We start from the raw sequence: 23,310 nt of genomic DNA, 5'->3' as shown, positions 1-23,310 counted from the left end.
TGCGGATCGGCTGCGGGCCGCGCGGTTCTTCGTGCGCGCGGCCCGCGACTCCGGGTGTCCTCAGACGCCGGACGGCCCTGCCGTGAGCTGGGCCTCGATGGCCGCGACGACCTCGGAGTCCTCCGGCTCGGTGCGGGGGCGGATACGGGCGACCGGCTCGCCCGCCCGGGAGATCAGGAACTTCTCGAAGTTCCACTGGACGTCACCGGCGGAGCCGTCGGCGTCCGCGAGCTTCGTCAGCTCCGTGTACAGCGGGTGCCGGCCGTCACCGTTGACGTCGAGCTTCTCCAGGAGCGGGAAGCTGACGCCGTACGTGGCCGAGCAGAAGTTCTGGATCTCCTCGGCGCTGCCCGGCTCCTGGCCCGCGAACTGGTTGCAGGGAACACCGAGGACGGTGAGGCCGCGGTCGCCGTACTGCTTCTGGAGCCGCTCCAGGCCTTCGTACTGCGGGGTGAGCCCGCACTTGGAGGCCACGTTCACCACCAGGAGCACCTGGCCCCGGTAGGCGCCGAGCGTCGTCGGCTCGCCGGTGAGCGTGTGGAGCGGGATGTCGTACAGCGTCATGGAGCTACTCCTCGGTCGCGTGGTGTCGGTCTTCATTGTGCTGCCACGGGCGCGTCGGCGGCGCCCAGTGTCCTGTAGTAGAAGGTGGTCGGCCTGAGTACGCCGGCCGGGTCGGCCGCGTAATCCGGAATGGACCCGCACTCCGTCCAGCCCGCCGAGCGGTAGAGATGTTCCGCGGCGCTGCCCGACTCGGTGTCCAGGACCAGCAGCGTCACGCCTGCCCCGGCGGCCGCCTCCTCGGCGGCCGTGAGCAGGCGCCGGCCGAGGCCGCGCCCCTGGGCCGAGGGCCGGACCATCAGCTTCGCCACTTCGGCGCGGTGGCGGGCGTTGGGGAGCGGCGGCCGGATCAGGCCGATGGTGCCGGCCACCCGTTCCCCGTCGAGGGCGAGCCACACCAGGTGGTGGCCCGCGTCGACGGACGCCGCTCGCTCCCGCCACCACGCGGCGGCCTCACCGCGGTCGAGCGGAGCGAGGAAGCCCACCGAGGACCCGCCCTCGACGGTCTCCACCAGGAGCGCCGCCAGCTCGTCGGCGTACGTGACCAGTCCGGGGCCGGTCACGGGGACGATCTCGGTCATGTCGCAGATGCCTTTCTCGGCGGGGGAGGGGACTGGGTCACGGGAGGACGATCAGAAGGGCGTAACGGACCGGGTCCGGACCGGGGCAGTGGAAGCGGGAGGGGCCGTGCAGGCGGAAGCGCAGGCAGTCACCGGTGTCCACCGTGTGGACGCTGCCGTGGACCGTGATCTCCAGTGCGCCCTCCAGGACCCAGAGGTGCTGTTCGAGGCCGGGTACGGGCGGGCCCTCGTACGCGACGGTGGCGCCCGCGTCGAGCCTGCCCTCGATCACCTCGCCGCGCAGTCCGGCGTGCGGCGGTGAGACCGAACGGCGGACGAAGCCGGAAGCCTCGTCCCTCCACACGGGCTGCTGCCCGGCGGGCACAAGGAGTGGAGGCTCCGTCTCGACCTCCATGAGCAGGCGCGACATGGTCCGTCCGTACACCGTGCACAGCCGCCCCAGCAGTGCGGCGGTCGGGCTCAGCTCGCCGCGCTCCAGCCGCGACAGCGTTGAGCGGCTCACCCCGCTCCGCCGGGACAGCTCGTCGAGCGGCCAGCCGTGCTCGGTGCGGAGCTCGCCCAGACGGGCGGCCAGCCGGGCATCGACGGAGCCGGGTTCCGGACCCTCTGCCTCTCTCATATCTGAGAGGATATCCCTGATTCGGGATGCGATGTGAGGGGGTGCGCCGGGCGGTGGGGGACGGGAGGGTCCTGAGAGGATCAGCCCGTGCCGTCAACGGAACCAGAGCCTCTTCCCGCGTACTTCCCCGCACCCCCGACCGGCCCAGGGGCCGAACCGCTGCCCGGGACCGCGGCCACCGGCCGCCGCCTGGTGCGCTGCCGGATGTGCGGACGCCCCCTCACCGGTACGGCGTCGCGCCGCACCGGCCTCGGCCCCGCCTGCGACGCCAAGCTGCACCCCGCCGCCCCGGACATCCGTACCCGCCGTCACGAGGTCGACCAGGACACGCTGCCCGGCGTCTGAGCCGTACGGCGGAGAAGGGCGGCCCTACGCTTCGAGCCGCCGGAACAGCCCCTCCTGCACCACCGACACCAGCAGCTGGCCCTCGCGGTTGTAGATACGGCCGCGGGCCAGCCCGCGCCCGCCCGTCGCGATCGGCGACTCCTGGTCGTACAGGAACCACTCGTCCGCCCGGAACGGCCGGTGGAACCACATCGCGTGGTCCAGCGACGCCATGTCGAAGCCGCGCGGCCCCCACAGGGGCTCCACCGGAATCCGGACCGCGTCGAGCAGCGTCATGTCGCTCGCGTACGTCAGCGCGCAGGTGTGGACGAGCGGGTCGTCGCCCAGCGGACCGACCGCCCGCATCCACACGGCACTGCGCGGATCGGCGTCCTTGATCTCCTCGTGCGTCCAGCGCAGCCGGTCCACGTAACGGATGTCGAAGGGCTGGCGCCTGGCCATCCGCTCCAGCGCCTCGGGCAGGGCGCCCAGGTGCTCACGCACCTCGTCGGCGACGGTCGGCAGATCGTCGGGGTCGGGGACCTCGCGGGCCGGCGGCAGCTGATGCTCGAAGCCGCCCTCCTCCGGACGGTGGAACGAGGCCGTCAGGTTGAAGATCGTCCGGCCCTCCTGCACCGCCGTGACCCGGCGGGTGGTGAAGGACCGGCCGTCCCGCACCCGCTCGACCTCGTAGACGATCGGCACGCCCGGACGCCCCGGGCGCAGGAAGTAGGCGTGCAGCGAGTGGACCGGACGGTCGCCGTCGGTGGTGCGGCCCGCCGCCACCAGCGCCTGCCCGGCGACCTGGCCGCCGAAGACCCGCTGAAGGGACTCCTGCGGGCTGCGGCCACGGAAGATGTTGACCTCGATCCGCTCCAGATCGAGAAGGTCGACCAGGCGCTCGGCGGGGTTCGTCATACGGTTCGTCTCCACTCTCGAAGCCGGTTGCTCGTCACAGCTGGCCCACGGACGTGACCCGGACGACCGCCCGGCCCTCTTCGTCGGAAGCGGCCAGATCGACCTCGGCGCTGATGCCCCAGTCGTGGTCCCCGGCCGGGTCGGCGAAAGCCTGCCAGACCCGCCACAGGCCGTGCTCCCGGTCCTCGTCGATCTTCAGCAGCTTCGGTCCGCGGGCGTCGGGGCCGGTTCCCAGTTCCTCGTGCGCGTCCCAGTAGCCGTCCATCGCCTCGCCCCAGGCGTCCTCGTCCCAGCCCGACTCGCCGTCCATCTCACCGAGTTCACGGACCCGGTCCAGGGCCGCCAGCTCCACACGGCGGAACATCGCGTTGCGGACCAGGACCCGGAAGGCGCGCGCGTTCGACGTGACCGGCTTGACCTCGTCCGCCCGCTCCTGCGCCTGCTCGGCGGTCTCCACCTCCGGGTTGGCGAGCTGCTCCCACTCGTCCAGGAGACTGGAGTCCACCTGACGGACCATCTCGCCGAGCCAGGCGATCAGATCCTCCAGGTCCTCCGACTTCAGGTCGTCGGGAATCGTGTGCTCAAGCGCCTTGTACGCGCCCGCGAGGTAGCGCAGGACGATGCCCTCCGTACGCGCCAGCTCGTAGTTCGAGGTGAACTCCGTGAACGTCATGGCCCGTTCGTACATGTCCCGGATCACCGACTTCGGCGACACCGGATGGTCACCGACCCACGGGTGGCTCTTGCGGTACACGTCGTACGCGTGCCACAGCAGCTCGCTCAGCGGCTTCGGGTACGTGACGTCCTGGAGCAGCTCCATGCGCTCCTCGTACTCGATCCCGTCCGCCTTCATCTGTCCGACCGCCTCGCCCCGCGCCTTGTTCTGCTGGGCGGCGAGGATCTGCCGGGGGTCGTCCAGGGTGGACTCGACGACGGAGACCATGTCCAGGGCGTACGAGGGGGATTCGACGTCCAGCAGATCGAACGAGGCCAGCGCGAAGGTGGACAGCGGCTGGTTCAGCGCGAAGTCCTGCTGGAGGTCGACGGTGAGCCGTACGATCCGGCCCTCGGCATCGGGTGTGTCCAGCTGTTCCACCACACCGCCGTCGAGCAGCGAGCGGTAGATGGCGATGGCCCGCCTGATGTGACGCAGCTGCGCCTTGCGCGGCTCGTGGTTGTCCTCCAGCAGATGCCGCATCGCCTCGAAGGCGTTGCCGGGGCGGGCGATCACGGACAGCAGCATCGTGTGCGTGACCCGGAAGCGGGAGGTCAGCGGCTCCGGATCGGACTGGATCAGCTTGTCGAAGGTGGTCTCCGACCAGGCGACGAAGCCCTCGGGGGCCTTCTTGCGGACCACCTTGCGCTTCTTCTTGGGGTCGTCGCCCGCCTTCTTGACGGCCTTCTCGTTCTCGATGACGTGCTCGGGCGCCTGGGCGACGACGAAGCCCGCCGTGTCGAACCCGGCCCGCCCGGCACGGCCGGCGATCTGGTGGAACTCCCGGGCGCGCAGCGTACGGACCCGCGTGCCGTCGTACTTGGTGAGCGCGGTGAACAGCACCGTGCGGATGGGGACGTTGACGCCCACGCCGAGGGTGTCCGTACCGCAGATCACCTTCAGCAGACCCGCCTGAGCGAGCTTCTCCACCAGACGCCGGTACTTGGGCAGCATCCCCGCGTGGTGCACCCCGATGCCGTGGCGCACGTAGCGCGAGAGGTTCTGGCCGAACTTGGTGGTGAAGCGGAAGTTGCCGATCAGGTCGGCGATCTTCTCCTTCTCCTCCTTCGTGCACATGTTGATGCTCATCAGCGACTGCGCCCGCTCGACGGCCGCGGCCTGGGTGAAGTGCACGATGTAGACGGGGGACTGCCGGGTGTCCAGCAGCTCGGTGAGCGTCTCGGTGATCGGCGTCAGCCGGTACTCGTAGCTGAGCGGGACCGGCCGGGTCGCCGAGCGCACCACCGAGGTGGGCCGGCCCGTGCGGCGGGTGAGGTCCTTCTCGAACATCGCGACATCGCCGAGCGTCGCCGACATCAGGACGAACTGGGCCTGCGGCAGTTCCAGGATCGGGATCTGCCAGGCCCAGCCGCGGTCCTGCTCCGCGTAGAAGTGGAACTCGTCCATCACGACCTGGCCGACATCGGCGTACTTGCCGTCGCGCAGCGCGATCGAGGCCAGCACCTCGGCGGTGCAGCAGATCACCGGGGCGTCGGCGTTGACCGAGGCGTCACCGGTCAGCATGCCGACGTTCTCCGTGCCGAAGAGCTTGCACAGATCGAAGAACTTCTCCGAGACCAGCGCCTTGATCGGCGCGGTGTAGAAGGTGACCTTGTCCTGGGCCAGCGCCGTGAAGTGCGCACCGGCGGCGACCAGGCTCTTTCCGGAGCCCGTGGGCGTGGAAAGGATCACGTTCGCCCCGGAGACCACCTCGATCAGCGCCTCTTCCTGAGCGGGATAGAGGGTGATGCCCTGGGTCTCGGTCCATGACGAGAAGGCCTCGAAGAGGGCGTCCGGGTCGTCGGTCGGGGGCAGCTGATCGATAAGGGTCACACCCCCATCTTGCCTGTCTTCCGCCCGGATGAGGGAACCGGACGATCAGCCGAAGATCACGGACGATACGCTGCCCACTCAACTCGGCTGCGCCGCACCGGCCATGGCCATGCAAGATCTACGGGGGCGGGAACGACCATGATGGGACCGGCGCACTCTCTGTCGGGGGCAGCGGCCTGGCTCGGGGTGGGCGCGGCGGCGGCCGCCGCCGGGCATTCGATGCCCTGGCCCGTGCTGGTCGTGGGGAGTCTGATCTGCGCGGGCGCCGCGCTCGCCCCCGACCTCGACCACAAGTCGGCGACCATCTCTCGGGCCTTCGGCCCCGTCTCCAAGGGCCTCTGCGAGATCGTCGACAAGCTCTCGTACGCCGTCTACAAGGCGACCAGGGGACCCGGCGACCCGCGCAGGAGCGGCGGCCACCGGACCCTGACCCACACCTGGCTGTGGGCCGTGCTGACCGGTGCGGGTGCCTCCGTCGCCGCGGTCACCGGCGGCCGGTGGGCGGTCCTCGCGATCCTCTTCGTCCATCTGGTGCTCGCCGTCGAAGGACTGCTGTGGCGGGCCGCCCGGATGTCCAGCGACGTCCTGGTCTGGCTCCTGGGGGCGACCAGCGCCTGGATCCTGGCAGGCGTCCTGGACAAGGCGGGCAACGGCTCCGACTGGCTCTTCACCGCTCCGGGCCAGGAGTACCTGTGGCTGGGGCTGCCCATCGTGCTGGGGGCGCTCGTCCACGACATCGGCGACGCGCTCACCGTCTCGGGCTGCCCGATCCTGTGGCCGATCCCGCTGGGGCGCAAGCGCTGGTACCCGATCGGTCCGCCGAAGATGCTGCGCTTCCGGGCCGGCAGCTGGGTGGAGCTGAAGGTGCTGATGCCGGCCTTCATGCTGCTCGGGGGAGTGGGCGCGGCCGCCGCCCTCAACGTCATCTGATTTCCGCCGTCTCCCCGGGCGGCGGGCCCGGAGCCGTAGCACCATGACTGCATGCTGCTTGCCCGGCTCGCCCATGTGTCCCTGGATGTCGCCGCCACGTCGGCCCGGTCCCGGAAGGTCGCCCTGCTGGCGGGCCTGTTCCGGGACACCGCGCCGGACGACGTCCCGATCGTCATCCCGTATCTCTCCGGCCGCCTTCCGCAGGGGCGGCTCGGCATCGGCTGGAGCACGCTGGGAGACCCGGTGCCGCCCGCTGCCGAGCCCGCCCTCACGGTCGGGGAGGTGGACGCCGAGCTGACGGCCGTCGGGGCACTGTCGGGCGCCGGTTCCCAGGCGGGCCGCCGTGCCCGCCTCCAACGGCTCCTCGGCCGCGCCACCGCCGGTGAGCAGCACTTCCTGCGCGCCCTGCTCACCGGTGAGGTGCGCCAGGGGGCCCTGGACGCCGTCGCCGCCGACGCCCTCGCGCAGGCCGCCGGGGCGCCGCCGGAGGACGTACGACGGGCCGTGATGCTCGCCGGGTCGCTCCAGGCGGTCGCCGGGGAACTGCTGGCGCGGGGGCCGGAGGCGCTCGGCGCGTTCAGGCTCACCGTGGGACGCTCCGTCCTGCCGATGCTCGCGCACACCGCCCGCTCGGTCACCGAAGCGATCGACAAGCTCGGGACCTGCGTCGTCGAGGAGAAGCTGGACGGCATCCGCGTCCAGGCGCACAAGGACGGCGACGAGGTCCGCCTCTTCACCCGCACGCTCGACGACATGACCGAGCGCCTGCCGGAAATCGCGGCGGCCGTACGCGACTTCCCCGGTGAACGGTTCGTTCTCGACGGCGAGGTGATCGCGCTCGGCGCCGACGGCCGCCCCCGGCCCTTCCAGGAGACCGCCGCGCGGGTGGGCTCCCGGCGCGACGTGGCCGGGGCGGCTGCCACCGTCCCCGTCGTGCCCGTCTTCTTCGACGCACTGTCGGTCGACGGCCGGGACCTGCTCGACCTGCCGTTCACCGAGCGGCACGCGGCGCTGGCCGGGCTCGTTCCGGAGCGGATGCGTGTCCGGCGCTTCCTCGTCGACGAGGCGGCCGGGGCGGGCGGGCGCGAGGCCGCCGAGGCGTTCCTGGCCACCACGCTGGCCCGGGGGCACGAGGGCGTGGTGGTCAAGAGCCTCGACGCGCCCTACAGCGCGGGCCGGCGCGGCGCCTCCTGGCTGAAGGTGAAGCCGGTGCACACCCTGGACCTCGTGGTGCTCGCGGCCGAACGGGGGCACGGGCGGCGGACCGGGAAGCTGTCCAACCTGCATCTGGGGGCGCGGGCGGCCGACGGTTCGTACGTCATGCTCGGCAAGACCTTCAAAGGACTCACCGACGCCATGCTCACCTGGCAGACCGAACGGCTGGGCGAGCTATCCACCGGCGACGACGGTCACGTGGTGACCGTGCGCCCCGAACTCGTCGTCGAGATCGCCTACGACGGCCTCCAGCGCTCCACCCGCTACCCGGCCGGCGTCACCCTGCGGTTCGCCCGGGTGCTGCGCTACCGCGAGGACAAGCGGCCGGAGGAGGCGGACACCGTCGAAACGGTTCTCTCCCGGCGGACCTGAGCGGACCGGGCCCGCCGGGAGAGGGCGGGGTCAGTGGCGGATCACCGTCGCGGCCGTGTGCGCGCGCACCTGCTCCGGGGTGAGATAGGCGTCGGTGTACTCGAAGTCCTTGAGCGTCGCCGGGGTGCGGAGCTGGAAACCGGTCCGTACGAAGTCGTCACCGGCGATCGCGTTCAGCATCCAGTTCGTCAGGACCCGGGTCTTGGCGACGTTCGTCCGCAGCGCCGACCAGTGGTAGCCCCGGGCCACCACCTGGGCCGGGAGGCCCTTCAGCTCGATGCCGAGCGGTTTGGAGACGGCGTCCCGGCCGCCGAGGTCGACGACCAGGCCGAGGTCCTTGTGCTCGTACGGCGACATCGGCATGCCGCGCAGCGTCGCGATGAGGTTGTCGGCGACGGTGCGGCCCTGGCGCATGGCGTGCTGGGCGGTGGGCGGGCAGATGGCCCCGTCGCCCTTGGCCAGGTCGGGCACCGCCGCGGCGTCACCCAGCGCGAAGACTCCGTCCGAGCCGCGCAGGGCCAGTTCGGGCGTCACCGCCAGCCGGCCGCGTACCGTCTCCGCGCCCAGCGTGGCGATCAGCGGGCTGGCGGCGACGCCCGCCGTCCAGATCAGCGTGCGGCAGGGCAGGACCCGGCCGTCGGTGAAGGTCACCCGGTCCTCGGTCGCCTCGGCGATCGAGACGCCGAGCGAGACCTCGATCCCCCGCTTGCGCAGGATCTCCATGGCGTCCAAACCGAGTTTGTCCCCGAGTTCGGGCATGAGCTTGGGGGCGATGTCGATCAGATGCCACTTGATGAGCTTCGGATCGAGCCTCGGGTAGTGCTTCACGGCGCTGCTGGTGAGCCGTTGCAGACAGGCCGCGGTCTCGGTACCCGCGTACCCGCCGCCGACCACGACGAACTGGAGCCGGGAGGCCCGCTCCTCCTCGTCCTGGCTGGCGTCGGCCAGGTCGAGCTGCGCGATCACGTGATCGCGGATGTAGGCGGCCTCGGCGAGGGTCTTCATGCCCCGGGCGTGCTCGACGAGACCGGGGATGTCGAAGGTCCGGGTCACGCTTCCGGCGGCGAGCACGATGTAGTCGTACGGCTCGTTGACGATCTCACCAGTGATCTTGCGGACGACGCAGACCTTCGCGTCGGTGTCCACTCCGATGGCTCCGCCCGGCACGATCCGGGTGCGGTGGCGCCGGCTGCGGCGCAGCGAGACGGCGACCGACTGGGGAGTCAGCACGCCGGAGGCGACCTGCGGCAGGAGCGGCAGGTACAGCTGATACGAGAACGGTGTGACGAGCGTGATCTCCGCTTCGCCTGGCGTGAGCCTGCGTTCCAGTCGGCGTACGCACCCGACCCCGGCAAAGCCGGCGCCGACAACGAGGATCCTGGGTCGTGCCACGGTGTGCGTCCCTTCTCGGGCTTACGCGGTCCTGTTCTCGCCTGCCCCTGATTCCGGCCGGCTCACCCCTCATCCTTACCGGCCGCATCCGAGTTCGCCTCCTGACGGCACCCCGGCGCGCGGCGGCTCAGGAGGAGGACGGCCCCTCGCCGTGCCATGAGCGCCAGAGAGCGGCGTAGGCGCCGTCGGCCGCGACGAGTGCGTCGTGGCTGCCCAGTTCGGTGATGCGGCCGTCCTCCATCACGGCCACTCGGTCGGCGTCGTGGGCCGACTGCAGCCGGTGGGCGATGGCGACGACGGTCCGGCCTTCGAGGACGGCGGCCAGTGCCCGCTCCGCGTGCCGGGCGGTCCTCGGGTCCAGGAGCGCCGTGGCCTCGTCGAGTATGAGCGTGTGCGGATCGGCCAGCACCACGCGCGCCAGGGCGAGCTGCTGTGCCTGGGCGCCGTCCGGCCTATGGGCCCCGTGGCCCAGATCGGTGTCCAGGCCGTCCGGAAGCTCGACGGCCCACTCGGCGCCCACAGCGACGAGTGCGGCGCGCAGCTCGGCGTCGGTTGCGTGGGCGGAGGCGATCCGCAGGTTGTCCCGGACCGTGCCGAGGAACACGTGGTGCTCCTGGGTGACGAGAACGACGTGCCGGCGCAGCTGGGCGGGGTCCAGACCGGCGACCGGGACCTGTCCCACCGTCACCGAGCCGGTGTGCGGTGTGTCCATGCCCGCCAGCAGCCTGCCCAGGGTGGTCTTGCCCGCTCCGGAGGGGCCGACGATCACCAGCCGCTCTCCCGGCCGGACCGTCAGGTCCACACCGTGCAGGACGTCGCCCCCGTCGTCGTAGGCGTAGCGCGCACCGGTCACCTCGATCAGGTCGTCGGCCGGCGCGGGCGAAGCGCCTTGCGGCGCTTGCGCGGCCAGGCCGAGGCCCTCGACCCTGGCGAACGAGGCGCTGCTGCTCTGCACCTGCTCCAGTTGCTGAAGGATGGTGTCCAGGGGCTGCGAGAGCTGACGGAGATACAGCGCCGAGGCGATCACCGCGCCGAGACTCATCGCGCCGTGCCCGTGCAGCACACCGCCGATCAGCAGGACGCCGGCCACGGGAATGACGTACGAGATGTCCACGGCCGGGAAGAGCACACTGCGGAGGAACAGTGTGCGGGTCCGGGTGCCACGGCACCTTTCGATGTCCTCCTGGCACGCCGCGATGCGGCGCTCCTGCAGTCCGAGGGCCTCGACGGTACGGGCTCCGGCAGCCGTGGCCGCCAGCTGCTCGGCGAGAGCCGAGTTGGCGGCCCCCTCGGCGAGGTACGCGGTGAGCGCCCGGCGCAGATACCAGCGGGCGGCGAACCAGATGCCGAGCAGGCCGAGCACCCCGCACGCACCGAGCAGCGGGTCGAGCACGAAGACCGCGCCGACGATGAACAGGGCCTGGACCGCGGCGATGAGGATCTCGGGCCCGGCATCCCGGAGGGTGGCGCCGACCGCGGCGACATCGGTGGTGCCCCGGGTCATCAGATCGCCGGTCCCGGCCCGCTCGACCGCCGCGGCGGGCAGCGCGAGCGCCCGGTCGGTGAATTGCTCACGGATGCGGGCCAGCGTCCGCTCCCCGAAGCGGTGTCCGTCGTAGCTCGCGTATCGGGCCAGGAGGAGCTGCGCCAGCGCGAAGACGAGCATGGTGAGCGCGAGCCGGTCCACCGAGGCCACATCGCCCCCGGCCCTGACCTCGTCGATGATGCGGCCGAGGAGCCACGGGCCGACGAGCCCGGCACCGGCGGCCAGCGCGTTGAGGCCGATCATGACGGTGAAGGCGCGGCCGTCCAGCCGGATCAGCCGGAGCGCCGCCCGGCGTACCCCGGACGGTCCGGCCACGGGCAGGGACCGGGCGGTCGCCAGGGATTCCGCGGTCATCGGACGGCCTCCTGGAGCGGCGGGACGGTTCCTTCGTCCGGCCGGCCGTGGTCCTCGTCGTCCACGCCGCGTGACACGAGGAGACGGTAGCCGGACTGCCGGTCCAGGAGTTCGCGATGGCTGCCGGTGTCCGCGACCGAGCCGTCGACCAGGTAGTGCACGGTGTCCGCCTGGTCCAGGAGGAGCGGAGAGGTGGTGGTGACGACCGTGGTACGGCCGGAGCGTGCGGCGCGCAACCGGGTGGCGATGGCCGCCTCGGTGTGTGCGTCGACCGCCGAGGTGGGCTCGACGGCCAGGAGCACCTCGGGATCGGCCAGCAGGGCCCGGACCAGACGGATGCGCTGACGCTGACCCCCGGAGAGGTTGCGGCCCTGCGCGTCGACGCGCGAGTCGAGTCCGTCCGGCAGACCGCGGACGATGTCGCGCGCCATGGCCGCGTGGACACCGCGGCCGATGGCCTCCTCGTCCCGCTCCCGTGCGCCGCCGACCACGTCGCGCAGCGGGCCGGCGAAGAGATCGGCCTCGTTGTCGGCGACGAGAATCCGCCGGCGCACCTGCGTCAGGTCGATCTCGTCGAGGCGTATCGCACCCCAGGTCGCGGCCGACCTGGTGAAACGGCCGAGGCGGTCGACGACCGCCGCGGACTCCGCCGGCCGACCACTGACCAGCGCGGTCAGTCCGCCCGGTGCCACCTCGACGCCGGATTCCGGATCATGCAGCGCGGACGGCGCCCCGGGCCCGTCCGAAGCCGAGTCCCCGCCTACGGAATCGGGCTCCAGGGCCAGGAACCGTACGACTCTGCGGGCGGCGACGAGACCCCGGCTGAGATCGTAGCCACCCTCGATGAAGAACGAGACCGGCACCACGAGCACCGCGGCGTACCCGTAGACCGCGACCAGCTCGCCCACGGTGATGTCGCCCTGGACGGCCATCCGGGCCGCCAGCCAGGTCACCGCCCCGAGGAACAGGGTGGGAAGGCCCACGCCGAGGGCCTGGATCCAGCTGGTCACCGTGCCGACCCGGTAACCCTCCGCCCGCAGGGCCCGCGAGCCGCTGCGGTAGCGCTCGGCGTACACCTCCTTGCCGCCGATGCCGTTGAGGACGCGCAGGCCCCCGACGATGTCCCCGAACCGGGCGGCGAGGCCGCCCTGCTGCTCCCGGTACGTCGCTTCGACGTGCTGCAACCGGCCCAGCAGGGGGCCGACCAGCACCGCGAGCAGCGGCACCCCGAGCAGCACCACGACGGCGAGCAGCGGTGAGACGGTCAGCAGCAGCGCGGCCACGACGACATAGGCGAGGACCGCGCCGACGCCGGGACCGGTGATGGTCAGCGTGGCGGCGATCACTGCGACATCGCCGAAGCCGATCGTGACCACTTCCCCGGCCGTGGCCCTGCGCGGCAGCGCCCCGCCCAGCCGGGTCGCCTGCCTGACCACCACCTGTACGGACCGGAAGGCGGCGTCCATGCGCACCCTGGTCATCGTGCGGTGCCGCATGATGCCCAGCCACGCGTTCAGCACGCCCACACCGAACAACGCCGCGACCCAGCCGGCCAGCACGGACCCCTGCCCCGGTTCCAGACCGTCGTCGATGGCGCGTGACAGCAGGTACGGGGGCAGAGTCAGACACACCATCCAGGCGCTGCCGAGCAGCGCGCCGGCAGCGACCCTGCGGCGCTGACTGGTGATCAGCCACCACAGGTACCGCCCGGCGCTGCGGTAATCCGGCTCAGCCGAAGGCACGTTCGATACGTTCACCCGCCACATGTTAGGGAGCGCGGCTCGGCACGTGCGCATCCTTCGGGGGCCGGTCACCCGGCTCAGCCGTGCCAGGACCGCCACAGCGCCGCGTACGCGCCGTCCGCGGCCACCAGTTCGTCGTGGCTGCCCAGTTCGCTGATGCGGCCGCTCTCCACCACCGCGATCACATCCGCGTCGTGAGCGGTGTGCAGCCGGTGCGCGATGGCCACCACCGTACGGCCGTCCAGCACCTTGGCCAGCGAACGCTCCAGATGCCTGGCCGCCCGCGGGTCCAGCAGGGAGGTCGCCTCGTCCAGCACCAGCGTGTGCGGATCGGCGAGCACCAGCCGGGCCAGCGCGATCTGCTGCGCCTGTGCCGGAGTGAGGGCGAGACCGCCCGAGCCGACCTCGGTGTCCAGCCCCTTGTCCAGGGCCCTCGCCCAGCCGTCCGCGTCGACCGCGGCGAGCGAAGCCCACAGCTCGGCGTCATCGGCGCCGGTGCGGGCCAGCAGCAGGTTGTCACGCAGTGAACCCACGAAGACGTGGTGCTCCTGATTGACCAGGGCGACGTGCTGACGTACCCGCTCCGCCGTCATCCGCGACAACTCCGCACCGCCCAGTGTCACTTCACCCGTGCGCGGTGCGTAGATGCCGGCCAGCAGCCGGCCCAGCGTGGACTTGCCCGCCCCCGAGGGGCCGACCAGCGCCAGCCGCGTACCCGGAGCCACGTCCAGGGTCACCTTGTGCAGGACATCGACCCCGGCCCGGTAACCGAAGTGCACCTCGTCCGCCCGGACCGTGCGCCCGTCCGGGCCGACCTCGTCGTCCCCCGCGTCCGGCTCGATGTCCCGTACGCCGACCAGCCGGGCCAGCGAGACCTGGGCGACCTGCAACTCGTCGTACCAGCGCAGGATCAGACCGAGCGGATCGACCATCATCTGCGCCAGCAGCGCACCGGTCGTCAGCTGACCGACGGTGAGCCAGCCCTCCAGGACGAACCAGCCGCCGAGCATCAGCACCGCGCCGAGGATCGTCACGTACGTGGCGTTGATGACGGGGAAGAGCACCGAGCGCAGGAACAGCGTGTACCGCTCCCACGCGGTCCACTCCTTGATCCGCCGGTCCGACAGCGCGACCCGGCGGGCTCCCAGGCGGTGTGCCTCCACGGTCCGGCCGGCGTCGACGGTCTCGGCGAGCATCGCCGCGACGGAGGCGTACCCGGCGGCCTCCGAGCGGTACGCCGAAGGCGCCCGCCGGAAGTACCAGCGGCAGCCGGTGATGAGGACCGGCAGGGCGAGCAGTACGGCCAGCGCCAGCGGCGGCGCCGTCACCGTGAGCGCGCCGAGCAGCAGCCCCGCCCACACGACACCGATCGCCAGCTGCGGCACCGCCTCGCGCATCGCGTTCGCCAGCCGGTCGATGTCCGTGGTGATCCTGGACAGCAGATCACCCGTCCCGGCCCGCTCCAGGACCCCCGGAGGCAGCCCGACCGACCGTACGAGGAAGTCCTCGCGCAGATCGGCGAGCATCTCCTCACCGAGCATCGCCCCACGCAGCCGCATGGTCCGCGTGAACACGGTCTGCACGACGAGCGCGAGGGCGAACACCGCGGCGGTGCGCTCCAGGTGGAGGTCCGTCGCCCCGTTCGACAGGTCCTCGACCAGCCCGCCCAGCAGGTACGGCCCGGTGATCGAGGCGATCACCGCGACCGCGTTCACCGTGATGAGTACGGCGAACGCCTTGCGGTGACGCCGCAGCAGGTCGCGCACATATCCGCGTACCGTCGTCGGTGTGCCGACCGGCAGGGTCGTCGCCGACTCCGGGGCGGCGGGGTCGTACGTCGGTGGTGCGACGCCGATCATGCCCTCTCCTCGATTTCCTCGATCGCTTCGATCGCGTCGGCCTGTTCGGAGTCCGTGATCCCGTCCTGTGCGGCCAGGGCCGCGATTTCGTCCTCGGTCTCGCGGGTGACGACCGCCCGGTACCGGCGGTCGCCGCGCAGCAGCTCGCGGTGCGAGCCGACGGCCACGACGGAACCGTCGTGCACCAGCACCACGCGGTCGGCGAGGTCGAGCAGCAGCGGCGACGAGGCGAACGCCACCGTCGTACGCCCCTCGCGCGTCCGCTTGATACCGGCGGCCACCCGGGCCTCCGTGTGGGAGTCGACGGCGGACGTCGGCTCGTCGAGCACCAGCGCCTCCGGGTCCGTCACCAGGGAACGGGCCAGGGCGAGCCGCTGGCGCTGGCCACCGGAGAGCGAACGGCCGCGTTCCGTGATCCGGGTCCCCATCGGGTCGCCGTCCGTGTCGGGCGAAGCCTGCGCCAGCGCGTCCAGCACATCACCGCACTGGGCCGCCGACAGGGCGTCCTCGGCGGTCACGAGTCCGGAGGACGGCACATCGAGCAGTTCGCGCAGCGTGCCCGAGAGCAGCACCGGGTCCTTGTCCTGGACCAGCACCGCCGCGCGCGCGAAGTCCAGCGGCAGCTCGTCCAGCGCCACACCGCCGAGCAGTACGGACGGTGCCTTCGGCTTCGGCTTCGGCGCGGCGCCGTCGGTGCCTGCCGCGTCGTCCTCGGTCTGGACGTGCCCGCCGAGCCGTTCGGCCAGCCGGCCGGCCTCGTCCGGATCGCCGCAGACCACGGCGGTGAACAGCCCCTGGGGGGCCAGCAGGCCGGTGGCCGGGTCGTAGAGGTCTCCGACCGGAGCCGTGCCCTCGATCGTCGACGGCTGCTCGCTGCGGTGCAGGGACAGCACCCGGACGGCGCGCTTCGCGGAGGGCCGGGAGAAGGAGTACGCCATGGCGATCTCTTCCACGTGCCGCAGAGGGAACAGCATCAGTGTCGCCGCGCTGTACACGGTGACCAGCTGCCCCACCTCGATCCGGCCGTCCCGGGCGAGCGTCGCCCCGTACACGACCAGGGAGATCAGCAGAACGCCCGGCAGCAGCACCTGGATCGCCGAGATCAGTGCCCACATCCGCGCACTGCGGACGGCGGCCTTGCGCACCTCCTGGGAGGCGCGCCGGTAGCGGCCGAGGAAGAGCTCCTCACCGCCGATACCGCGCAGCACCCGCAGACCGGCGACCGTGTCGGATGCCAGCTCCGTCGCCTTTCCGGCCTTCTCGCGCTGGATGTCGGCGCGCGAGGTGGCCCGGGGGAGCAGGGGCAGGACGGCCAGGGCCAGAACCGGCATGGCGATCGCCACCAGCACACCCAGCGTGGGGAGATAGAGGACGAGCCCGATACAGATCAGTACGAGGGCGGTGGCGGCGGCGGCGAAGCGGGAGAGCGCTTCGACGAACCAGCCGATCTTCTCGACATCGCCGGTGGAGACGGCGACGACCTCGCCGGCGGCGACCCGCCGGGTGAGCGCGGAGCCCAGCTCGGCGGTCTTGCGGGCCAGCAGTTGCTGTACGCGTGCCGCGGCGGTGATCCAGTTGGTGACGGCGGTCCGGTGGAGCATGGTGTCGCCCACCGCGATGAGGGCCCCGAGGGCCACGATCAGCGCGCCGGCCAGCAGGAGGCCGCGGCCCGAGCGGTCGATGACGGCCTGGACGGCGAGACCGACGGTGAGCGGGAGGCCGGCGATACCGCACTGGTGAAGGAGGCCCCAGGAAAGGGACTTGAGCTGTCCGGCGATCTGACTGCGCCCGAGCCAGAACAGGAACCGTGGACCTGACCGGACATCCGGATCGCCAGGATCTGAATACGGAAGATCGCGAATCTGCATGACGTCCCAGGGCTCGGAAGGGCGGAGGTCCGTGGACCTCGCGGAATCGTTGAACGGGTGGGGGGACCAAACCGTGCAAGGTTCGCGTCCTGCCCGGGTCCGAGGCAAACGGTTTTTCGCGTCCGGGCCGCTCGGGGCGTATACGCGGCCTCCGCTCCTACGGGCGGGTAGCCCGCTCCAGCTCGATCAGCACCGAGTGGTACCGGTGACCGGTCGCCCGGTCCATGCCGATCTCGCACATCCGGTTCGCCGACAGATACACGTCGTACGCACGGCTGTTGACCTCCGCCGCCTCCTTCGCGGTGGCCGATGCCGTCAGTTCCTTGTGCAGCATGCCCCGGTCGCCCGCGAAGGCGCAGCATCCGGCGTCGTCGGGCACGACCACCTCGTCGGCGCACGCCTCGGCGATCCTGCGCAGATGCCCCGCATCCCCCAGATGCTCCATCGAACACGTCGGGTGCAGGACCGCCGAACCGGTTCTGCGGAGCACGGTGAGCTCCGGCAGCAGCTCGTCCGCCGCCCATACGAGAGAGTCCACGACCGTCAGCTCCCGGTGCAGGTCCCGGTTGTCGTCGGTGAGACAGGGCGTGACCTCGTGCGCGATGCCCAGCGTGCACGAGGAGGCGTCGACGACCAGGGGAAGCCTGCCGCCCGCGGTCCAGCCCCAGGCGGCCTCCACCATGCGATTGGCCATCACCTCGTTGCCCTCGTCGTAGCCCTTGGAGTGCCAGATGGTCGCGCAGCAGGTGCCCGCGACATCGTCCGGGATCCACACCGGCTTTCCGGCGCGGGCGGAGACGGCGACGACGGCCTCGGCGAGCGAGGGCCCCCGCCCCGGCCCGGGACCGGCGAAGATGCGGTTGACACAGGCCGGGTAGTACACGGCGTGGGCGCCGGCCTTCGATGTGCGCGGCAGCTTCCTGGCGGCCGCGCCGGGAATCTCCGGCAGCCACTCGGGCACCAGATCGGGGCGTACGGCCTTGCGGGCCAGCACGGTGACGGTCTCCAGCAGCCGGTCGCCTGCCCGGTCCCTGACCCTGTCGGCCGCGGCCACCGCCAGCCGTGCCGCGGCTTCCACCGCCTTGAAGTTCTTCGCGGTCAGCGCCGCGATCCGCTCCTCGCGCGGTGAGTGCCGCCGACGGCGGAAGCCCCTCATCATCGCCCCCGTGTCGATGCCGACCGGGCAGGCCGTCTTGCAGGTGGAGTCGCCGGCGCAGGTGTCCACCGCGTCGTACCCGTACGCGTCGAGCAGAGCGGCTTCCACCGGGGCGCCGTCACTCTGCCGCATCATCTCCCGCCGCAGCACGATCCGTTGGCGCGGTGTGGTGGTGAGGTCCTGGCTGGGGCAGGTCGGTTCGCAGAAGCCGCACTCGATGCACGGGTCGGCGACCGCCTCCACCTCCGGAATCGTCTTGAGCCCGCGCATATGGGCCTTCGGGTCGCGGTCGAGGACGATGCGCGGCGCCAGCACCCCGTCGGGATCGATGACCTGCTTCGTACGCCACATCAGTTCCGTCGCCTTCGGGCCCCACTCCAGCTCCAGGAACGGCGCGATATTGCGTCCCGTGGCGTGCTCGGCCTTGAGCGAGCCGTCGAACCGGTCGACGACGAGCCGGCAGAAGTCGTCCATGAAGGCGGCGTACCGGTCGACGTCGGAGGGCCGCGCGGCGTCGAACGCGAGCAGGAAGTGCAGATTGCCGTGGGCCGCATGGCCTGCGACAGCCGCGTCGAAGCCGTGCTCCGCCTGGAGCTCCAGGAGCGCCCGGCAGGCTTCGGCGAGGCGTGCGGGCGGCACGGCGAAGTCCTCCGTGATGAGCGTCGTACCGGCTGGGCGGGAGCCGCCGACCGCGGTGACGAAGGCCTTGCGCGCCTTCCAGTAGCCGGAGATGGCCGCGGTGTCCCGGGTGAACGCGTTGGTGATCGACAGGGCGGGTGCGACCAGCTCCAGACCGGCGAGGGCCTCGTCCGCCGCCCTCTCGTACGCCTCCTGTCCGGCCTCGTCGGGCGCGCGGAACTCCACCAGGAGCGCCGTCGTCTCCTTGGGCAGCGTCGCCCAGTCCGCGGGGACACCACGCACACTGACCGAGGCGCGCAAGGTGTTGCCGTCCATGAGCTCCACCGCGATCGCCCCCGCCTGGTTGAAGCGGGGCACGGCCGCCGCGGCGGCCGACAGCGAGGGGAAGAACAGCAGCGCCGAGGAGAGCCTGCGGTCCAGAGGCAGGGTGTCGAAGACGACCTCGGAGATGAAACCGAACGTGCCCTCGGAACCGACCATGAGCCCGCGGAGGATCTCCACGGGCGTCGAACCGTCGAGAAACGCGTCGAGGCGGTATCCGTTGGTGTTCTTGATCGTGTACTTCGCACGGATTCTGGCGGTCAGCTCGGGGTCCGCCTCGATCTCCGCCTTCAGCGCGAGCAGCCCTTCGCACAGGCGCGGCTCGGCATGGGCCAGCAGATCGTCCGCCGCCGGGTCCGCCGTATCGACGACGGTGCCGCTGGGCAGGACGAAGGTGAGCGAGGCGAGGGTGCGGTAGGCGTTCCGGGCCGTCCCCGCCGTCATCCCCGAAGCGTTGTTGGCGACGACGCCCCCGACCGTGCAGGCGATGGCGCTGGCCGGGTCGGGGCCCAGGAGTCTGCCGTGCCTTGCGAGGGTGGCGTTGGCCCGCATGACGGTGGTCCCGGGGCCGATCCTGGCCCGCGCCCCGTCGTCCAGGACCTCGATCCCCGACCAGTGACGGCGTACGTCGACGAGGATGTCCTCGCCCTGGGCCTGGCCGTTGAGGCTGGTGCCCGCCGCCCGGAAGACCACCTCGCGGCCCTTTCCGTGGGCGTACGACAGGATCGCGGAGAGGTCGTCGATGTCCTCCGGGACGACCACCACCTGGGGGAGGAAGCGGTAGGGGCTGGCGTCGGAGGCGTACCGCACGAGGTCGGAGATGTGCCACAGCACCTTGTCGGCTCCGAGCAGCGCCACCAGCTCGGAGCGCAGCGGCTCGGGGGTGCCGTGTGCCATGCGGTCGGGGACACGGTCGTGGGACGGCGGGCGATCCGTACCAGGACGGAGGGCTTGCGGCTTCGGCTCCAGCAGCGGCATGGCAGGTCCCCTCGGAGGTGCGGCGCTCCCCGCCGGATCAGCAGCGGCGCTCCGGCATCCCGTCGACCAGAGCGGACAGCAGCCCGCCGAGCACCTCGCGCTGATCGGTGGTCAATGGAGCAAGGATCTCCTCCGCGGCCGCGCGGCGCGCGCTGCGCAGGGACCGGAGAGTGGCGCGGCCCTCGTCGGTGATCTCGACCCGCACCACCCGGCGGCTGGCCGGGTCGGGTGCGCGGCGCACCCGGCCGCTCGCCTCCAGGCCGTCGACCAGACTGGTCACGGCGCGCGGGACGACGTCCAGGCGCTGCGCCAGATCGGCCATCCGGGGCGGGCCGTCGTAGTGCGCGACGGTGCGCAGCAGCCGGAACTGGGCGGGCGTGATGCCGATCGGCTCCAGCTGGCGGCTCTGGATGCGGTGGAGCCTGCGGGTGAGCCGCAGCAGTTGCTCGGCCAGCAGGCCGTCGGAATCGGGGGAGTCCATGAGGGAACAATATCAGGACCTGGTTCATTGTGAGTATAGGTAACAATGAGCTATGCTCTCCAAAGTCCCCTTGCCGCACGTCTGCCGAAGGAGCTCATGAAACCCGACGAACCCGCGTGGACGCCCCCGCCCAGGGATGACGGACAGCCGCCCGCCGAGCTGCGCCGCATCTTCCGTCTCTTCCGCCCCTACCGCGGCCGCCTCGCGCTGGTCGGTCTGCTGGTCGGCGCCTCGTCCCTGGTGTCGGTGGCCTCCCCGTTCCTGCTGCGCGAGATCCTGGACACCGCCATCCCGCAGGGCCGCACGGGCCTGCTCTCGCTGCTCGCCCTCGGCATGATCCTGACCGCCGTGATGAACAGCGTCCTGGGGGTGGTGCAGACCCTGATCTCCACGACGGTCGGCCAGCGCGTCATGCACGATCTGCGCACCGCCGTCTACACCCAGCTCCAGCGGATGCCGCTGGCCTTCTTCACCAAGACCCGCACCGGTGAGGTGCAGTCCCGCATCGCCAGTGACATCGGCGGCATGCAGGCGACCGTCACCTCGACGGCGACCTCGCTGGTCTCCAACCTCACCGCGGTCATCGCGACGGTCGTCGCCATGCTGGCGCTCGACTGGCGGCTCACCGTGGTCTCGCTGCTTCTCCTGCCGGTCTTCGTGTGGATCAGCCGTCGGGTGGGCCGGGAGCGCAAGAGGATCACGACGCAGCGCCAGAAGCAGATGGCGGCCATGGCGGCCACGGTCACCGAGTCCCTCTCGGTCAGCGGCATCCTCCTCGGCCGCACCATGGGCCGCTCGGAATCGCTCACCAAGGGCTTCGCCGAGGAGTCCGAGCGTCTCGTGGACCTCGAAGTGCGCTCCAGCATGGCGGGGCGCTGGCGGATGTCGACGATCGGCATCGTGATGGCCGCCATGCCCGCCGTCATCTACTGGGCGGCCGGTCTGACGCTCCAGTCGGGCGCCACCGCCGTCTCCATCGGCACCCTCGTCGCCTTCGTCTCGCTCCAGCAGGGCCTGTTCCGGCCCGCCGTGAGCCTGCTCTCCACCGGAGTGCAGATGCAGACCTCCCTCGCCCTCTTCCAGCGGATCTTCGAGTATCTCGACCTCAAGGTGGACATCACCGAGCCCGAGAAGCCGGTGCGGCTGGAGAAGATCCGCGGCGAGGTCGCCTTCGAGGACGTCGACTTCAGTTACGACGAGAAGAGCGGCCCCACGCTCAGCGGCATCGACGTCACGGTGCCCGCGGGCAGCAGTCTGGCCGTCGTCGGACCCACCGGTTCCGGCAAGTCGACCCTCAGCTACCTCGTCCCGAGGCTGTACGACGTCACCGGCGGACGGGTCACGATCGACGGCGTGGACGTGCGGGACCTGGACTTCGACACGCTGGCCAGGGCCGTCGGTGTGGTCTCCCAGGAGACCTATCTCTTCCACGCCTCCGTCGCCGACAACCTCCGCTTCGCCAAACCGGAGGCCACCGACGCGGAGATCGAGGCGGCGGCCCGCGCCGCGCAGATCCACGACCACATCGCCTCACTGCCCGACGGATACGACACCTTGGTCGGCGAACGCGGTTACCGCTTCTCCGGCGGCGAGAAGCAGCGGCTGGCGATCGCCCGCACGATTCTGCGTGACCCTCCTGTGCTGATCCTCGACGAGGCGACGAGCGCTCTCGACACGCGTACGGAATACGCCGTGCAGTCCGCGATCGACGCGCTCTCCGCAGGGCGCACCACGCTGACCATCGCGCACCGCCTCTCCACGATCCGTGGCGCGGACCAGATCGTCGTCCTGGACGGTGGCCGCGCGGCGGAGCGTGGCACCCACGACGAACTGCTCCGCCGTGACGGCCGGTACGCGGCACTGATTCGCCGCGACACCCAACCGGCGCCGGTCGCCCCCTGACGCGCGAGCCCGCAGGAGTTCCCCGACCAGCAGTGGGCTGCTTGCCCGAATCGGCGGCGCCGCCGCTTCGTGTGTCCCTTTGTGTGGGTGTGCGGTTCGTGTCGTCTGCGGCCAGGTGTCGAATCGATGCATATGTCCGGGTTAACGTGCCCGCATGGCCAACCAGTCCCCGGACGTCCCGCCCCGCCGCAGACTCCGCCCCACCCGGCGCGGACGGGTGGTGCTGATCCTCGGCGCCGCGCTCGTCGTGGCGGCAGCGGTGCTGGTGCCGTTGCTGGTCATCGGATCGCAGGAGAAGCGGGAAGCGCCCCGTTCCCTGGTGATCCCCGAGGGATGGCGGGCCTCGCAGGTGTACGGGGCGGCCGACAAGGCGCTCGGTCTGGCACCGGGCAGCACCGCCAAGGCAGTGCCCACGGCCGGACGTCCCCTCCCGGCGGCGGCCGGCGGCAACCCGGAGGGCTACCTCTTCCCCGCGACGTATCCCGTCGATGACGAGACGACTCCCGGGAGCCTGCTCCGGTACATGGTGGAGACGGCGGCCAAGCGGTTCGGCGCGGAGCACATCACGGCCGGCGCGCAGCGCAACAGCGTCTCCGTCTATCAGACGGTCACCATCGCGTCGATCGTGCAGGCAGAGGCCGACACCGTCTCCGACATGGGCAAGGTGGCCAGGGTGATCTACAACAGGCTGGCCCAGGACATGGCGTTGCAGATGGACTCGACGCTCAACTACGCCCTGAAGCGGTCCACTCTGGACACCACCACAGGGGACACGAAGATCGACAGCCCGTACAACAGCTACGAGCTCAAGGGTCTGCCGCCCACCCCCATCGGCAACCCGGGGGAGCAGGCCATGCAAGCGGCCATCAGCCCGCCGCCGGGGCCGTGGCTGTACTTCGTCACGGTCGGGCCGGGGGACACGCGCTTCACCGACAGCTACGACGAACAGCGTGCGAACGTCGAGGAATTCAACCGCAACCGCCGTTCCGCCGCCACGGGCTGAA

17 protein-coding genes are annotated in these 23,310 nt (G+C 71.3%); 5 read left to right on the top strand and 12 right to left on the bottom strand.

The window, feature by feature from the left end; genetic code table 11:
* Positions 1-60: 60 nt before the first annotated feature.
* From AC07FA_RS29935 to AC07FA_RS29925, 3 genes are read right to left on the bottom strand one after another with little or no spacing between them, the layout of a single operon-like run.
* The gene (locus AC07FA_RS29935; protein ID WP_479079435.1) at positions 61-564 is read right to left on the bottom strand and encodes a glutathione peroxidase; all 504 of its coding nucleotides are present in this window, start codon (positions 562-564) and stop codon (positions 61-63) included.
* A gap of 32 nt (positions 565-596) precedes the next feature.
* Positions 597-1,142: a GNAT family N-acetyltransferase gene (locus tag AC07FA_RS29930; RefSeq protein WP_479079434.1), complete on the bottom strand. Its 546-nt coding sequence runs from the start codon at positions 1,140-1,142 to the stop codon at positions 597-599.
* Positions 1,143-1,179: 37 nt separating this feature from the next.
* Complete coding sequence (locus AC07FA_RS29925) at positions 1,180-1,761, bottom strand: helix-turn-helix domain-containing protein (protein ID WP_479079433.1); 582 nt, start codon at positions 1,759-1,761, stop codon at positions 1,180-1,182.
* Between the two features lie 87 nt (positions 1,762-1,848).
* Here AC07FA_RS29925 and AC07FA_RS29920 point away from each other — a divergent pair, with 87 nt between their 5' ends.
* Positions 1,849-2,106: a DUF6011 domain-containing protein gene (locus AC07FA_RS29920; protein ID WP_479079432.1), complete on the top strand. Its 258-nt coding sequence runs from the start codon at positions 1,849-1,851 to the stop codon at positions 2,104-2,106.
* 24 nt (positions 2,107-2,130) lie between these two features.
* Here AC07FA_RS29920 and AC07FA_RS29915 read toward each other — a convergent pair whose 3' ends face one another.
* Positions 2,131-3,003, bottom strand: a complete 873-nt coding sequence (locus tag AC07FA_RS29915; protein ID WP_479079431.1) for an acyl-CoA thioesterase — start codon at positions 3,001-3,003, stop codon at positions 2,131-2,133.
* A gap of 34 nt (positions 3,004-3,037) precedes the next feature.
* The gene (locus AC07FA_RS29910) at positions 3,038-5,551 is read right to left on the bottom strand and encodes a DEAD/DEAH box helicase (protein ID WP_479079430.1); all 2,514 of its coding nucleotides are present in this window, start codon (positions 5,549-5,551) and stop codon (positions 3,038-3,040) included.
* A 138-nt stretch (positions 5,552-5,689) separates the two neighbouring features.
* On the opposite strand from AC07FA_RS29910, the gene AC07FA_RS29905 reads away from it, so the two are divergent.
* Both AC07FA_RS29905 and AC07FA_RS29900 read left to right on the top strand, forming a co-directional pair.
* A complete protein-coding gene (locus tag AC07FA_RS29905) occupies positions 5,690-6,481 on the top strand; it encodes a metal-dependent hydrolase (protein WP_479079429.1) in 792 nt (263 codons plus the stop codon).
* 51 nt (positions 6,482-6,532) lie between these two features.
* Positions 6,533-8,068 (top strand): ATP-dependent DNA ligase, encoded by a 1,536-nt coding sequence (locus AC07FA_RS29900; protein ID WP_479079428.1) that lies wholly within the window; start codon positions 6,533-6,535, stop codon positions 8,066-8,068.
* 30 nt (positions 8,069-8,098) lie between these two features.
* Here AC07FA_RS29900 and AC07FA_RS29895 read toward each other — a convergent pair whose 3' ends face one another.
* The 7 genes from AC07FA_RS29895 to AC07FA_RS29865 all read right to left on the bottom strand — a co-directional run bounded on the left by AC07FA_RS29895 (position 8,099) and on the right by AC07FA_RS29865 (position 20,404).
* A complete protein-coding gene (locus AC07FA_RS29895; RefSeq protein ID WP_479079427.1) occupies positions 8,099-9,460 on the bottom strand; it encodes an NAD(P)/FAD-dependent oxidoreductase in 1,362 nt (453 codons plus the stop codon).
* A 127-nt stretch (positions 9,461-9,587) separates the two neighbouring features.
* Positions 9,588-11,360, bottom strand: a complete 1,773-nt coding sequence (locus AC07FA_RS29890; protein WP_479079426.1) for an ABC transporter ATP-binding protein — start codon at positions 11,358-11,360, stop codon at positions 9,588-9,590.
* Entirely contained in the window at positions 11,357-12,994 is a 1,638-nt protein-coding gene (locus AC07FA_RS29885) for an ABC transporter transmembrane domain-containing protein (protein WP_479079571.1), read from the bottom strand. Before AC07FA_RS29885 ends, AC07FA_RS29890 begins: the two co-directional genes overlap by 4 nt.
* Before the next feature lie 185 nt (positions 12,995-13,179).
* The gene (locus AC07FA_RS29880; RefSeq protein WP_479079425.1) at positions 13,180-14,961 is read right to left on the bottom strand and encodes an ABC transporter ATP-binding protein; all 1,782 of its coding nucleotides are present in this window, start codon (positions 14,959-14,961) and stop codon (positions 13,180-13,182) included.
* Positions 14,958-16,829: an ABC transporter transmembrane domain-containing protein gene (locus AC07FA_RS29875; RefSeq protein WP_479079424.1), complete on the bottom strand. Its 1,872-nt coding sequence runs from the start codon at positions 16,827-16,829 to the stop codon at positions 14,958-14,960. The genes AC07FA_RS29880 and AC07FA_RS29875 overlap by 4 nt, the downstream gene beginning before the upstream one ends.
* A gap of 157 nt (positions 16,830-16,986) precedes the next feature.
* Positions 16,987-19,923, bottom strand: coding sequence for an FAD-binding and (Fe-S)-binding domain-containing protein (locus AC07FA_RS29870; protein WP_479079423.1), 2,937 nt, complete (start codon positions 19,921-19,923; stop codon positions 16,987-16,989).
* Between the two features lie 37 nt (positions 19,924-19,960).
* Positions 19,961-20,404, bottom strand: a complete 444-nt coding sequence (locus AC07FA_RS29865; protein ID WP_479079422.1) for a MarR family winged helix-turn-helix transcriptional regulator — start codon at positions 20,402-20,404, stop codon at positions 19,961-19,963.
* A gap of 96 nt (positions 20,405-20,500) precedes the next feature.
* Between AC07FA_RS29865 and AC07FA_RS29860 the strand changes: the two genes are divergently transcribed.
* Together AC07FA_RS29860 and mltG are read left to right on the top strand one after the other, a co-directional pair.
* Positions 20,501-22,306 (top strand): ABC transporter ATP-binding protein, encoded by a 1,806-nt coding sequence (locus AC07FA_RS29860; RefSeq protein WP_479079421.1) that lies wholly within the window; start codon positions 20,501-20,503, stop codon positions 22,304-22,306.
* Positions 22,307-22,460: 154 nt separating this feature from the next.
* The gene (gene mltG / locus AC07FA_RS29855) at positions 22,461-23,309 is read left to right on the top strand and encodes an endolytic transglycosylase MltG (RefSeq protein ID WP_479079420.1); all 849 of its coding nucleotides are present in this window, start codon (positions 22,461-22,463) and stop codon (positions 23,307-23,309) included.
* The last annotated feature ends 1 nt before the right edge of the window (position 23,310 follow it).

The organism is Streptomyces sp. NPDC045968, from assembly GCF_056430475.1.
The sequence above is the reverse complement of the archived record's forward strand: the minus strand, read 5'-3'. Positions and strand labels throughout refer to the sequence as shown.